Source organism: Flavobacterium sp. HNIBRBA15423 (assembly GCF_052655965.1).
Genome location: NZ_CP199751.1, coordinates 3,093,762 through 3,107,212 on the forward strand (window position 1 = coordinate 3,093,762; position 13,451 = coordinate 3,107,212).

A 13,451-nucleotide genomic window follows, 5' to 3' on the forward strand; every position below is an offset into this window, starting at 1 on the left:
ATGACTAAAAAAATTGTGGCTTTTGGAGCGTCAAATAGTTCAACCTCAATAAATAAAAGATTGGCTACTTATGCCACTACTCTTTTTAAAGAAGTTAAAGTAGAAATTTTAGATTTAAATGATTTTCCTATTCCAACCTATTCAATCGATATCGAAAAAAAAGAAGGTATTCCTCAATTAGCTCATGATTTTCTAGCTAAAATTGGCGAAGCAGATTTATTAATCATTTCTATGGCTGAACACAACGGTAATTACACAGCAGCTTTCAAAAGTATATTCGATTGGATGTCGAGAATAAATGTAAAACTATTTCAAGGTAAAAAAATACTACTATTAGCTACTTCACCAGGTTCTAGAGGAGGTAGTTCAGTTTTAGAAATTGCAAAAGAACGATTCCCAAGACATGATGCCACTATTATAAACACTTTTTCATTACCTAGTTTTAATGATAATTTTGATTATGAAAAAGGAATTATTACTAACGAAGATTTAAAAAAAGAGTTAATAGATATTATAAAATCAATTGATTTATAGAATCATTTCTTAATCTAGGTTAAGTGTACTTCTAACTGTCTAGTTGTAAATTTGTAATGTTAAATTATTAATTAAAAACATTTAGATATGGCAACTACAAAATGGACAATAGATCCAACACACTCAGAAATTGGTTTTAAAGTAAAACACATGATGTTTACAAATGTTTCTGGAAAATTTGATAAATACGAAGGTACAATTGAAACAGAAGAAAACGATTTCACTACAGCTAAAATTTCTTTTTCTGCTACTATTGATTCGATAGACACAAGAAATACTGATAGAGACAATCATTTAAAAAGTAATGACTTTTTTGATGCAGAAAATCATCCAAAATTAACTTTTACAGGGAAATCTTTTTCAAAAATAAACGAAAACAATTACGAATTAACTGGAGATTTAAACATTAGAGGTGTAGCAAAAGAAATTAAACTTCCAGTAGAGTTTAGCGGTTTAATGCAAGATCCTTGGGGAAATACTAAAGTTGGTTTAAACATTGAAGGAAAAATCAATAGAAAAGAATGGGGCCTAAACTGGAATTCAGCTTTAGAAACTGGAGGTGTTTTAGTAGGTGAAGAAGTAAAACTTATCATTGATTTACAATTAGTTAAAGCTTAATTTTAGAACTAAAAACTATCCAACCTTACAGATTTTAATATTTGTAAGGTTTTTTTATACTTAAAAAGTTTAATTTTGCATTAGGTTTACTAATGTAAGTAAAACACTTAAACCATTAAATTTTTAAACTTATAAAATGAAAGCATACATCTTTCCAGGTCAAGGAGCTCAGTTCACAGGAATGGGTAAAGACTTATATGAAAATTCAGCATTAGCTAAAGAATTATTTGAAAAAGCAAACGAAATTTTAGGTTTCAGAATTACTGATATCATGTTTCAAGGAACTGCTGAAGAATTAAAAGAAACGAAAGTAACCCAGCCAGCTGTCTTTTTACATTCTGTCATTTTAGCAAAAACTTTAGAAAACTTCAAACCAGAAATGGTAGCAGGTCATTCCCTTGGAGAATTTTCTGCTTTAGTAGCAAATGGTGCTTTATCATTTGAAGATGGTTTAAAATTAGTATCACAAAGAGCTATTGCAATGCAAAAAGCTTGCGAAATTACTCCTTCCACAATGGCTGCTGTTTTAAACTTAGAAGATAAAATTGTAGAAGACATTTGTGCTACTATTGATGGAGTTGTAGTTGCTGCAAACTATAACTGCCCTGGTCAATTAGTAATTTCAGGAGAATATAAAGCGGTAGAGTTAGCTTGCGAAAAAATGAAAGAAGCTGGTGCAAAACGGGCTTTAATTTTACCTGTTGGAGGTGCTTTTCATTCACCAATGATGGAACCTGCAAGAGAAGAACTAGCTGCAGCAATAGAAGCAACTACTTTTTCTACTCCAATTTGTCCAGTATATCAAAACGTAACTGCAAATGCTGTTTTTGATGCTGAAGAGATTAAGAAAAACTTAATTATTCAATTAACAGCTCCTGTTAAATGGACACAATCAGTACAACAAATGATAGCTGATGGTGCAACAAGTTTTACAGAAGTTGGTCCAGGAAAAGTATTAGTTGGTTTAGTGAATAAAATCAATAAAGAAGTAGAAACAATTTCTGCATAAATTTCAATAATAAAAACATAAAAAGCCTTATAATAACAAATTGTAAGGCTTTTATTTTAAAAAATAGGTTTAGTTGGTGTTCCGTTATTTTCCGTTGAAAAACAAGTATCCAAATAAATATTACAATTTGGCATTCGCTCTTTCAAAATAAAGGCTTTATCCAATATATTTTCTTCATTTTCTTCTGAATCCAAAAACACTTCTTTGAGATTCTTATTATCTAAATACTCACACAAATCCGTTAAAGTGATTTTTGTTTTTGTAATATTTAAACTCTCTAAAGACTCCATTTTGTTAAAACACGAAATGCTTTTTTTAGTAACTTCTTTATGTCTTCTTAAGTAGAGTAACTTCAATTCTTTAAAGGCACACATATATTTTACACCTTCATCAGTAACATAAGACTCTTTTAAAATAATTTCATGAACAATAGAAACACGTAAACTTATAAAATAAAAAAACTCATCAGACTGTTCATCACCAAATCCATATCCACCAATCAAAGGCCATTCTTTAGGAATATCATCTAATTTTTCGATTCGAAAATATCTTTGCCAGAATTTTTTTTCTTCTTTAGAGAATTTCATTTTTTTAATTTAATTTCTTCTAAAACTTATTTATTAAAAGTAACACATATTTTTATACTTCAAAAGTATTTCAATAACTCTATTAAAATTCATAATTAGCTATATTTGTAAAAAGAATTCTAATTTATGAATTTAGATTTACGAACAGTAAATGTAACCCGATATATTACTCCACTTCGCGAAGGAGGTTCATTACCCGCTCTAGCAGAAGCCGATGACGAATTTAAATATGTTTTAAAATTTCGAGGAGCAGGTCATGGTGTAAAAGCTTTAATTGCCGAATTCTTAGGAGGTCAAATTGCAAAATATTTAGACTTACCAGTTCCTGAATTGGTTTTTGCCAATTTAGATGAAGCTTTTGGAAGAACAGAAGCCGATGAAGAAATTCAAGATTTATTAAAATTTAGCCAAGGATTAAATCTAGGATTACATTTTTTATCGGGTGCATTAACTTATGATGCTGCTGCAAATGATTGTGAGGCTTTGTTAGCTTCAAAAATTGTTTGGTTAGACGCATTCATAACCAATGTAGATCGAACATTCAAAAACACAAATTTACTAATTTGGAAAAAAGAACTTTGGTTAATCGATCATGGTGCTTCTTTTTATTTTCATCATTCATGGATTAATTGGGAAACAACTGCAAAAACCCCTTTTACACTAATTAAAGATCATGTTTTACTACCAAAAGCATCAAAATTAGAAGAAGCACACCAGTTATTTACTTCAAAATTAAATGCTCAAATTCTAAAAGAAATTGTCAATCAAATTCCTGAAGATTGGTTGCAATGGGAAGACCAATCGATAACTTCAGACGAGATAAAAGAAATTTATTTTCAGTTTTTATCCATACGATTACAAAACGCTGAATTATTTTTAAACCAAGCTCAAGATGCACGAAAAACACTTATATGATTATGCTGTAATTCGTGTCGTACCTAGAGTAGAACGCGAAGAATTTATCAATGTTGGATTGATGCTTTTTTGTAAGCGTCAAAAATATTTACGTATTCAATATCAAATTCCAACTCAAAAAATAAAATCATTTTGTTCCGAATTTGATTTAGAACAACTTCAAAATAATTTAGATGCTCTTGTTGCTATTTGTGAGGGCAAAAAAGAGGGTGGTCCAATTGCTCAATTTGAAAAAGACGAACGTTTCAGATGGATAACAGCAATTAAAAGTTCTAGTATTCAAACCTCTAGGCCACATTCAGGATTTAGTAAAAACTTAGACCAAACCTTTGAAAAATTATATAACGAATTAGTAAAATAAAAGCCATAAAATGAATACTTCCTTAGAAACAATACTTCAAGAACAAAAAAATGTTAAAGTAATAGATTCATCAATTGATTATAAAGATTATGTTGCTTTAGATTTATCAGCAGCACACACTGACCAATTGAATTTAAATCTTACGAATGCTAATGTCTTTGAAGATTTTATTGAAGCTCATTTATCAAATCATAATGCAAAAGTAGCTTTTGGTGGTTATCAAGAAATTAGAAACCTATATAGAAGAAGTACGGTTTTTAAAAACGAAGTTACAGACGAACGCAACATCCACATAGGATTAGACCTATGGATAAAAGCTGGCACACCTGTTTTAGCTGCTTTGGATGGTGAAATTCATAGTTTTCAAAATAATACTGCTTTAGGTGATTATGGTCCAACTATCATTTTAAAACATACCATAAACGGTATAATTTTTCATACTTTGTATGGTCATTTAAGTTTGAATAGCTTAAAAGATAAGAAAGAAGGTCAGTTAGTAAAAAAAGGAGAATCTATAGCAACACTTGGTGCTCCACCAGTTAATGGAGATTATGCACCACATTTGCATTTTCAAATTATTGAAGACATGCAAGATAAAAAAGGAGATTATCCTGGTGTTAGCAGTAAGAAGGATTTAGATTTTTATATTAAAAATTGTCCAAACCCAAATTTGTTGCTAAAGATTTAATTTTTGTTTAACTTTGAATGATAACATTATAAAACAAACAAAATGAAAAAATTTATTTTAACATTGGCATGCATGACAACATTATTAATAGTTTCATGCAAAGAATCTACACAGGATAAAGTAGAAGACACAACAGAAGAAGTTGGTGAAGATATTGAAACTACAACTGAAGATGCAATAGATGCAATTGATTCAACAACAACAGAAGTTGGAAAATGATATTGAAAAGGGCGTTGATGCAGCAAAAGAAGAAATGGAATGAAGTTAAAAAATAATTCCCAAGTTGATTTAACTTAAAAAGCTCCAAAAGAATTAATCCTTTTGGAGCTTTTTATTATTTAGCAGTGTTTAAATTAACTCCTAATTTTCTGTTCCCATTTCCATGCACTGGCTAATGCTTCTTCAAGAGAGGATTGTGCTTTCCATCCCAAAACTTTATTCGCTTTATCTGTATTGGCATAAGCCGAAGTAATATCACCTTCTCTCCTACCTACAATTTTATAATTTAATTTCTGATTAGATACTTTTTCAAAAGTAGTAATTACCTGTAAAACAGAAGTTCCTGTTCCAGTTCCTAAATTAAATGTCTCTACTTTTTCTATATTTTGTTTTTTTAACAAGCGTTGTAAAGCCATAACGTGCGCTTTTGCTAAATCAACTACATGAATATAATCTCTTACTGCTGTTCCATCTGGAGTAGCATAATCATCTCCATAAACAGAAAGTTGTTCACGTAAACCAATCGCAGTTTGTGTAATAAATGGCACTAAATTTTGAGGTACACCAATAGGCAATTCTCCTATTTCAGTTGATGGATGAGCTCCTATTGGATTAAAATAACGTAACAAAACCGCATTAATATTTGAAACCTTAGCTACATCTGCAATTATTTCCTCACCAATTTGCTTGGTATTTCCATAAGGCGACATGGCTGGTTGCACAGAAGCATTTTCTGTAATTGGCATTTTTTCGGCTTGACCATACACTGTACAAGAAGAACTAAAAATAAAAGAAACTATTGGCAGTTTCTCTAATTCTTGCAATAGATAGACCAAAGTATTAATATTATTTTCATAATACAACAACGGATTTTCTACACTTTCACCAACAGCTTTTGAGGCTGCAAAATGAATCACTCCAGAAATATCATTGTACTTTTTGAATATGTTTTGTACTGAAGCTTTATCCCGCAAATCTATTTTCTCAAAAATGGGCATTTTACCCGTAATGGCATAAATTCCATCTAAAACTCTTTCTGAAGAATTGGATAAATTATCTATTACTATTACTTCAAATCCTTCATTTTGTAATTCCACAACAGTATGTGAACCTATAAAACCTAAACCACCTGTAACTACTATTTTCATTTTCTTTTAAGAAAAAAGAAAATAGAACATAGAAAATAGATTTTAGCACTTAGTCTATATTCTTTTCTCTTTGTTCTATTCTCAATTAAACAAATTCTAAAATAGAGTCTGAAATAAATTTAATTTGTTCATCCTCTAATTCGGTATGCATTGGTAATGCAATTACTTCGCTACATAATTGATTTGTTACTGGAAAATCTTCTTCTTTATAACGAGAATCTGCATATGCTTTCTGACTGTGTAATGGAATTGGATAATATATGGCACAAGGTATTTGTTTACTTTGTAAATGGGCCAACAAACCATCGCGCTTTCCATTGGTAATTCTAATTACATATTGATGAAAAACATGATCATCTCCATTAAAATCGAATTCTGGAACTACAATATTGTTATTTACAGATAAATTTGCGTTGTATTTTTTCGCTGCTAATCTTCTTTCAAAATTATAAGTATCTAAATGTTGTAGTTTTGCCTTCAAAACTCCAGCTTGAATACTATCTAAACGAGAATTAACTCCTACGACATCATGATGATAACGCTCATACATACCATGATTTACTATTCCTCTTAAAGTATGTGCTAAAGCATCATCATTTGTAAAAATAGCACCACCATCTCCATAACAACCTAAGTTTTTTGAAGGAAAAAAAGAAGTCGCTGCTACATGACCAATAGTTCCTACTTTTGATTTTGAACCATCTTTTGAAGTATAATTAGCACCTATTGCTTGTGCGTTATCTTCAATTACATATAAATTATACTCTTTTGCAATTTCCATAATAGCATCCATATTAGCCGCACGCCCAAACAAATGAACAGGAACAATAGCTTTTGTTTTTGGTGTTATTGCTTTTTTAATTCCTTCTAAAGAGATATTCATATTATTAATATCAACATCTACTAGCACAGGAGTTAATTGTAACAAGGCAATCACTTCAACCGTAGCGGCAAAAGTAAAATCGGCAGTTATAACCTCATCACCAGGTTTTAAATCTAATCCCATCATTGCAATTTGCAAAGCATCGGTACCATTAGCACAAGGGATAACGTGTTTTACTCCTAAATATTTTTCTAAATCAGCTTGAAATTGGTGAACCAAAGGTCCATTAATATAAGTATTTGTTTCTAAAACTTCTTGAATAGAAGCATTTACTTCTGTTTTTATTTTTTCATATTGACTTTTTAAGTCAACCATTTGTAATTTTTTCATTGAAATAAATTTGGTGTAACAAAAGTAAGAAATTATAGTGGACTTTTTAAGTTAAGCAAAAAGAAACGTATTTTAGCCGTCAAAATAAGAAGAATGTTTTTTTTATACAATTTATTGGTAATTTGTGCGAGCTTTTTAATAAAAATATTAGCTCTTTTCAGTCCAAAAATGAAACTATTCGTTGAAGGAAGGAAAAATGTTTTCTCAATTTTAAAAGAAAAAATTTCTACAACTGATAAAGTGATTTGGTTTCATGCCGCTTCACTTGGAGAATATGAACAAGGATTGCCTGTCATAGAAAAAATTAAAGAAAAATATCCTAGTCATAAAATCATGGTAACTTTCTTTTCTCCATCTGGTTATGAAATAAGAAAAAACAATACCCTTGCAGATCTTACTATTTATTTGCCATTGGATACAAAAGCTAATGCATCAAAATTTATAGATTTGGTTCATCCAGAAATGGTGTTTTTTATCAAATATGAATTTTGGCCTAATTATTTAAATGAACTAAAAAAACACTCTAAAAAATTTGACACAAAAACATATTTAATTTCTGGTATTTTTAGAGAACAACAAGCCTTTTTTAAATGGTACGGTGGTTTTTATAGAAAAGCACTCAAAACCTTTGATTATTTTTTTGTACAGAACGAAAAATCTAAAAAATTAATTCAGAGTATTGGCTTTACCAATGTTCAACTTTCTGGTGATACTCGTTTTGACAGAGTGGTTTCTATTTTAGAGAGAGATAATAATTTAGAATGTATTGAAGCATTTAAAAACAATCAAACTACAATAGTAATAGGTAGTTCTTGGCCTAAAGATGAAAAAATATTAATTGAGTATATCAATCAAGCACCTGATGATGTAAAATTTATTATTGCACCACATAATATAAAAGCAGATCAAATTAAAGGGTTACAAAATTCGATTACTAAAAAAACGATTCTTTTTTCTGAAAAAGAGGAGATTCTGAAACAAGTTCAGAATGACAAAAGCATTTCTTTAGCTAATTTTCAAGTTTTTATTATTAATACCATTGGCATTTTAACTAAAATTTATTCCTACGCAGATATTGCTTATGTTGGTGGTGGCTTTGGTAATCCAGGTGTTCATAATATTTTGGAACCTGCAACTTTTGGAGTACCCATTGTTATTGGTTCCAATTATTCTCATTTTGCAGAAGCTACTGCTTTAGTCAATATGGAAGGCTGTATTGCTATTTCAAATTATACCGAATTAAAAAATGCTTTTGATTTATTACTTCAAAATGAAGACGAACGCTATGAAAAAGGGCATATTTGTAGCACTTTTGTACAAATGAATAAAGGAGCAACTGATACTATTTTAAGATATTTGGAACAAAATAAAACTTTATAGTTTTTCCCACATTTTATTTAAATAAACAAAATCATTAAATTGCACTCGAATAAATAAAACAATTATGAAATTTTTAAAATTATTAATCCTATTATTTACTATTCCTATTTTTTCACAACAAGGAGGTATGTGGATTCCTTCTTTACTAAAAGGAATGAATGAAACTGAGATGAAAAATCTTGGTATGAAAATGAAAGCTGAAGACATATACAGCGTTAATAAATCAAGTTTAAAAGATGCAATAGTGCATTTTGATGGTGGTTGTACATCTGAGATAATCTCTAATAAAGGTTTGCTTTTAACCAATCATCATTGTGGTTATGATGCCATTCAAAGTCATTCTACACTAGAACATGATTATTTACAAGATGGCTTTTGGGCTAGAGATATTTATGCTGAACTGCCAAATCCTGGTATGGTTGCAACCCTAATTGTTAGCATAAATGATGTTACTGATAAAGTTCTTGAAGGAGTAGGTTCTCTACCTACTGAAACTGAAAAACAAAAGAAAATTCAAGAAAACATTAATATTGTACAAAATAATTTTCCAAAAGAATCTTGGCAAGACACAAGAATTAGAACTTTCTATGAAGGAAATCAATACATCCTTTTTGTAACAGAAACTTTTAAAGACATTCGTTTAGTAGGTGCTCCACCAAGTTCAATAGGAAAATTTGGCTCAGATACAGACAATTGGGTATGGCCAAGACACACAGGTGATTTTTCTATTTTCAGAATATATGCTAACAAAGACAATAAACCAGCTGAATACTCACAAGATAATGTTCCTTATACTCCAAAACACTTCTTGCCTATTTCATTAGATGGAATTAGTGAAGATGATTTCACCTTAGTTTTTGGTTTTCCTGGGAGAACACAAGAATATTTACCCTCTTTTGCAGTAGAACAAATTGTAAACACTTTAAATCCTGCAAAAATTGAAATAAGAGATGCTGCTTTAAAGGTACAAGATGGTTTTATGAGAAAAGATAAAGCAATCAAAATTCAATATGCTTCAAAATATGCAAGTGTAGCTAACTATTGGAAAAAATGGATTGGTGAAAAGCAAGGTTTAGAAAAATCAAATGCAATTCAAATCAAAAAAGATTTTGAAAAAGAATTCAGTAAAAGAGTTGAGAAAGAGGGCAAAACAAAAGAATATGGTGCTATATTAAAAGATTTCGAAGAAAGCTATACAGAAATTACCGAGTATGCTCTAGCAAGAGATTATTTCAATGAAGTAGTTTTAAGAAATACGGAACTTCTTAGTTTTGGTTTTAAATTATACCAATTAGAACAAGTCTACAATTCAAAAGGAGAACAAGCATTTACAGATCGAAAAGCCAATTTATTAAAAGAATTTGAAGAAGCCTACAAAAATTTCAATCCTACAGTAGACGAGCGTGTTTTTGAGCAATTGCTTTCACTTTACTTAAACAAATCGCCTTATTCTCCTCCTTCTCTTACTAAAGAAAATTTAAGTAAACTAACATCAGATGTTTATAAAAAATCTAAACTAACTTCTTATGAAGGAGTAAAAGATTTACTAAAAGGAGATGCAAAATCAACTATTAAAGACCTTAATAAAGATACTGGTTATGAATTAGTGAAATTATTAGCTAATTACTATACAGACAAGGTAATTCCTATATATACGGAACTTAATTTAAAAATAAACGCCCTTCAAAGAGAATATATGAAAGCTCAATTAGAGCTTTTTCCTGATGCAAGATACTTTCCTGACGCAAATAGCACTCTAAGAGTAACCTATGGTGTAGTAAAAGGCTATCATCCTAGTGATGGAGTTTATTACGAACCAGTAACTCATTTAGATGGAATTATGGAGAAATATATTCCTGGTGATTATGAATTTGATGTGCCTACGAAATTAATCCAGTTATACAAAAATAAAGATTATGGTATTTATGGAGAAGACGATAAAATGCCAGTTTGTTTTATTGGAACCAATCACACAACAGGAGGAAACTCTGGTAGTCCTGCAATTGATGCAAATGGAAATTTGATAGGGTTAAATTTTGACCGAGTTTGGGAAGGAACTATGAGTGACATTCATTATGATCCTGAAATTTGCAGAAATATTATGGTAGATATTCGATACGTTTTATTCATTATTGATAAGTTTGCCAATGCTGATAATTTAATTAATGAAATGAAATTAGTGCATCCAAAAAAAGCTACAAAGAAAACCAAAAAAAGAAGGTAGTTTTATTTTAAAAATTTGGCATATAATTTGCTGATTATGAAGACAAGAGTAAAGAATAAAAAAAAATAAAAAAAAAGTCAAAAAATATTTTGACAAGTCAAAAAATTTATATCTTTGCTCCGAATTAATAATTAACCTTTTATAATTTAGTAAGATGAAAAAAGTTGTTTTAAGTTTAGCATTTGTTGCTATGATGTTCGTTTCTTGTAAAGAAACTGAAGCTACTCCAGAAGTTACAGAAGAAACTGTTGAAACTGTTGAAGCTACACCAGCTGAAACTGTTGAAGAGCCTGTAGAAGTTGCTGCTGATTCAGCTGCTACTCCAGCTGTTGAAGAAGTTAAAGTTGAAGAAGCTGCTAAGTAATTAATTGCTGACAGAAAGATTAAAGCTCCACATGTGGAGCTTTTTTTATGCTTTATCTCTTCTTAATTTACACTTATTCAAAAGTTGCGAAGATATCATCCTCTGCTGAAAAATCTAGAATTTCTGCCATAACTCCATATTTCACAAATTCATCAATCCCTTTTTGTAATAATAACTGTGTAGAATATTTACGGCTAACGGCTATTTGTTTCTCATTTAATATAATTCTGAAAAAAAACTTTCCATTTCCAGAACGAAATCGCATAAAAACTAAATTCTCAATATTTTCCTGAAGCTGAACGATATGTTCTTCACATTCAAAACGTAATTCAAAGCTATTACTCGTAAAAATAGTCTTTCCCTTACGAGAAGTTAATTCATATTTATATTCTCCATTCAATCGTTTAGTAATAACAAAAGTCGCCATATATTGTGTTAGTTAATCGCAGTAGCGCAAAATACTATTTTGAATTCAAGTAAAAAATAATTTTCATAGGAAGTTATTAAGAAAATCATATAATTAAATTGGGAAACAAAATTAAGTAAAATTTAACTTTGTCATACTCTCACTATATTTCCGTTAGTCAATCACAGTTTTAGCTCTAGACTCTTTTAGATTCTATATCATGATATGATATAAATCCTTGCCATTGGTTAACGATTCCTGTTGGCAGAATTCTTAGGGATTTACAAATCATAGATAAAATATGGTAGTTGACTGTGGCAAATTTTCAAATCAAATTGACTGCTCATTTTATCTCTTCGCTAAAAAAAGGGGAAATATCCGTTATCATTTACAGGTATAAACCTCTTTTAATCAATTAATTACAATACTACCTTTACATCATCCTAGACGTAAGCCGAAAAGTCAACAATAGAGTAGGTAATCTAAAAACTAAAAAAAAATGAAAATTAAAACAATCATTCTAATCGCAAGCATTACATTGGGAGTATTTATACTGTCGCAATGCAAACCTAAAAAATCATTGTTATACAATGAATCAGGAAATTATTTGGTTGATGGAAATTTCCTTATCCAAAACACAAAAGAAATCTCTTCGGGAGATATCGAGAAATTACTGTCCTTAGATAAACAGTATGCTGATCTCATTAAAGGAAAAGCGTTTTTGAACTATATTGTGAATACGCAACAAATTCAGTTCATTCAAAGAATTCAAAACTTAGATAAAATATCACGAATTCAAAAAATCAACTTTATCCACAAAGGGTGTTTCGAAAAAGCACAAATCGATTGGTCACAATTTGGTGATTTAAAAAGCCAATTGGATCATATTCTAAACAAATACAAACCAACATTAATCAATGGGAATATAGCAATTACAAACAATCAAATTGCGACTAAAGCCATCAAAATGAGCGACAAAGATATTTCTACCTTGTCAGGAATTTCAATCTACGGGTTTGACGATGCTAATATTTGTGGTGATTTCATGGGTGTCAACAAATACTCAAGAATTTTATTTAGAGTAAACACTGTGGCACCTGACAAAGATTTACAAACTCGTTTGGAAGGTGTAATCAGCCAATACCGTTAAAAATTAATTATATAAGGCTGGTTTATACCAGTCTTATACTTTAAATTAAGAATTACACAATGAAAAGAAAAGCGCAATTAGTAGGTATTTTTATAGTCATTCTATTGGTTTTCACTGTAGGATTAAAAGGTACATTTGATGGTTATTATGGGTTTTATTATTCAGAGAAAGAATATAAAAAACCACTAGCATTCACTATCACAGAAGAAATAATTAAACTTAAACCAGTAAGTATATTTCTATCCTATACTGGTTTTGATACAGGATATAGCTTTTTTGCTCCAAATGTAGCCAGTGACTTTGTTTTACTGTTTGAATTAAAAGATAAAGAAGGTAATACGATCGAAAATAGGATTATGCCTGCGTTTAAAAACAAAGAAAGTATCACTAGATATACTTCTGTATATAATATGTTTTTAGATAAGATTTCTGCCGAAAATGGCACAATGAAAGACAATAAATACCAACAATACTTAGATATCATCATCAAACAAATTGCTGTTTCCGTAAAAAAGGAAAATCCAAATACTGACAGGATAATAGCTAGACTATATTTATACCATTATCCTGACTTAAAAAGTTATCAGAAAGGGGAGAAATCGGAAAGACTTATCCTTATTGGCGAATACAAATAA

At 30.0% G+C, this 13,451-nt stretch carries 16 protein-coding genes; 12 read left to right on the top strand and 4 right to left on the bottom strand.

Annotation, left to right across the window (positions count from 1 at the left end; genetic code table 11):
* The 3 genes from ACULEV_RS13965 to fabD all read left to right on the top strand — a co-directional run bounded on the left by ACULEV_RS13965 (nucleotide 1) and on the right by fabD (nucleotide 2,161).
* On the top strand, nucleotides 1-534 hold the full coding sequence (locus ACULEV_RS13965; RefSeq protein ID WP_445455660.1) for an NADPH-dependent FMN reductase: 534 nt from the start codon (nucleotides 1-3) through the stop codon (nucleotides 532-534).
* An 87-nt stretch (nucleotides 535-621) separates the two neighbouring features.
* Nucleotides 622-1,152, top strand: coding sequence for a YceI family protein (locus ACULEV_RS13970; RefSeq protein ID WP_445455661.1), 531 nt, complete (start codon nucleotides 622-624; stop codon nucleotides 1,150-1,152).
* 136 nt (nucleotides 1,153-1,288) lie between these two features.
* Nucleotides 1,289-2,161 (top strand): ACP S-malonyltransferase, encoded by an 873-nt coding sequence (gene fabD, locus ACULEV_RS13975; protein WP_445455662.1) that lies wholly within the window; start codon nucleotides 1,289-1,291, stop codon nucleotides 2,159-2,161.
* Nucleotides 2,162-2,217: 56 nt separating this feature from the next.
* Here fabD and ACULEV_RS13980 read toward each other — a convergent pair whose 3' ends face one another.
* On the bottom strand, nucleotides 2,218-2,748 hold the full coding sequence (locus ACULEV_RS13980) for a hypothetical protein (protein ID WP_445455663.1): 531 nt from the start codon (nucleotides 2,746-2,748) through the stop codon (nucleotides 2,218-2,220).
* Between the two features lie 126 nt (nucleotides 2,749-2,874).
* Here ACULEV_RS13980 and ACULEV_RS13985 point away from each other — a divergent pair, with 126 nt between their 5' ends.
* From ACULEV_RS13985 to ACULEV_RS14000, 4 genes are all read left to right on the top strand, one after another.
* Nucleotides 2,875-3,663, top strand: a complete 789-nt coding sequence (locus tag ACULEV_RS13985; RefSeq protein ID WP_445455664.1) for a HipA family kinase — start codon at nucleotides 2,875-2,877, stop codon at nucleotides 3,661-3,663.
* Entirely contained in the window at nucleotides 3,641-4,024 is a 384-nt protein-coding gene (locus ACULEV_RS13990) for a DUF3037 domain-containing protein (RefSeq protein ID WP_445455665.1), read from the top strand. Before ACULEV_RS13985 ends, ACULEV_RS13990 begins: the two co-directional genes overlap by 23 nt.
* A gap of 10 nt (nucleotides 4,025-4,034) precedes the next feature.
* Nucleotides 4,035-4,712 (top strand): peptidoglycan DD-metalloendopeptidase family protein, encoded by a 678-nt coding sequence (locus ACULEV_RS13995; RefSeq protein ID WP_445455666.1) that lies wholly within the window; start codon nucleotides 4,035-4,037, stop codon nucleotides 4,710-4,712.
* 72 nt (nucleotides 4,713-4,784) lie between these two features.
* Nucleotides 4,785-4,931: a hypothetical protein gene (locus ACULEV_RS14000; protein WP_445455667.1), complete on the top strand. Its 147-nt coding sequence runs from the start codon at nucleotides 4,785-4,787 to the stop codon at nucleotides 4,929-4,931.
* A 134-nt stretch (nucleotides 4,932-5,065) separates the two neighbouring features.
* Here ACULEV_RS14000 and galE read toward each other — a convergent pair whose 3' ends face one another.
* Nucleotides 5,066-6,079, bottom strand: a complete 1,014-nt coding sequence (gene galE, locus ACULEV_RS14005; protein WP_445455668.1) for a UDP-glucose 4-epimerase GalE — start codon at nucleotides 6,077-6,079, stop codon at nucleotides 5,066-5,068.
* 85 nt (nucleotides 6,080-6,164) lie between these two features.
* Nucleotides 6,165-7,292 carry a DegT/DnrJ/EryC1/StrS family aminotransferase gene (locus ACULEV_RS14010; RefSeq protein WP_445455669.1) on the bottom strand — a complete coding sequence of 376 codons (1,128 nt, stop codon included), beginning with the start codon at nucleotides 7,290-7,292 and terminating at the stop codon, nucleotides 6,165-6,167.
* Nucleotides 7,293-7,385: 93 nt separating this feature from the next.
* On the opposite strand from ACULEV_RS14010, the gene ACULEV_RS14015 reads away from it, so the two are divergent.
* The 3 genes from ACULEV_RS14015 (at nucleotide 7,386) to ACULEV_RS14025 (ending at nucleotide 11,260) form a co-directional block, all read left to right on the top strand.
* Nucleotides 7,386-8,672: a 3-deoxy-D-manno-octulosonic acid transferase gene (locus ACULEV_RS14015; protein ID WP_445455670.1), complete on the top strand. Its 1,287-nt coding sequence runs from the start codon at nucleotides 7,386-7,388 to the stop codon at nucleotides 8,670-8,672.
* A 64-nt stretch (nucleotides 8,673-8,736) separates the two neighbouring features.
* Complete coding sequence (locus ACULEV_RS14020; protein ID WP_445455671.1) at nucleotides 8,737-10,896, top strand: S46 family peptidase; 2,160 nt, start codon at nucleotides 8,737-8,739, stop codon at nucleotides 10,894-10,896.
* 154 nt (nucleotides 10,897-11,050) lie between these two features.
* Nucleotides 11,051-11,260 (top strand): hypothetical protein, encoded by a 210-nt coding sequence (locus ACULEV_RS14025; protein ID WP_445455672.1) that lies wholly within the window; start codon nucleotides 11,051-11,053, stop codon nucleotides 11,258-11,260.
* A 73-nt stretch (nucleotides 11,261-11,333) separates the two neighbouring features.
* Here the strand turns inward: ACULEV_RS14025 and ACULEV_RS14030 are convergent, their stop codons facing one another.
* The gene (locus ACULEV_RS14030) at nucleotides 11,334-11,687 is read right to left on the bottom strand and encodes a DUF1508 domain-containing protein (RefSeq protein WP_445455673.1); all 354 of its coding nucleotides are present in this window, start codon (nucleotides 11,685-11,687) and stop codon (nucleotides 11,334-11,336) included.
* A gap of 478 nt (nucleotides 11,688-12,165) precedes the next feature.
* Here ACULEV_RS14030 and ACULEV_RS14035 point away from each other — a divergent pair, with 478 nt between their 5' ends.
* Together ACULEV_RS14035 and ACULEV_RS14040 are read left to right on the top strand one after the other, a co-directional pair.
* Nucleotides 12,166-12,816, top strand: coding sequence for a hypothetical protein (locus ACULEV_RS14035; RefSeq protein WP_445455674.1), 651 nt, complete (start codon nucleotides 12,166-12,168; stop codon nucleotides 12,814-12,816).
* A gap of 59 nt (nucleotides 12,817-12,875) precedes the next feature.
* Nucleotides 12,876-13,451, top strand: a complete 576-nt coding sequence (locus ACULEV_RS14040; protein WP_445455675.1) for a hypothetical protein — start codon at nucleotides 12,876-12,878, stop codon at nucleotides 13,449-13,451.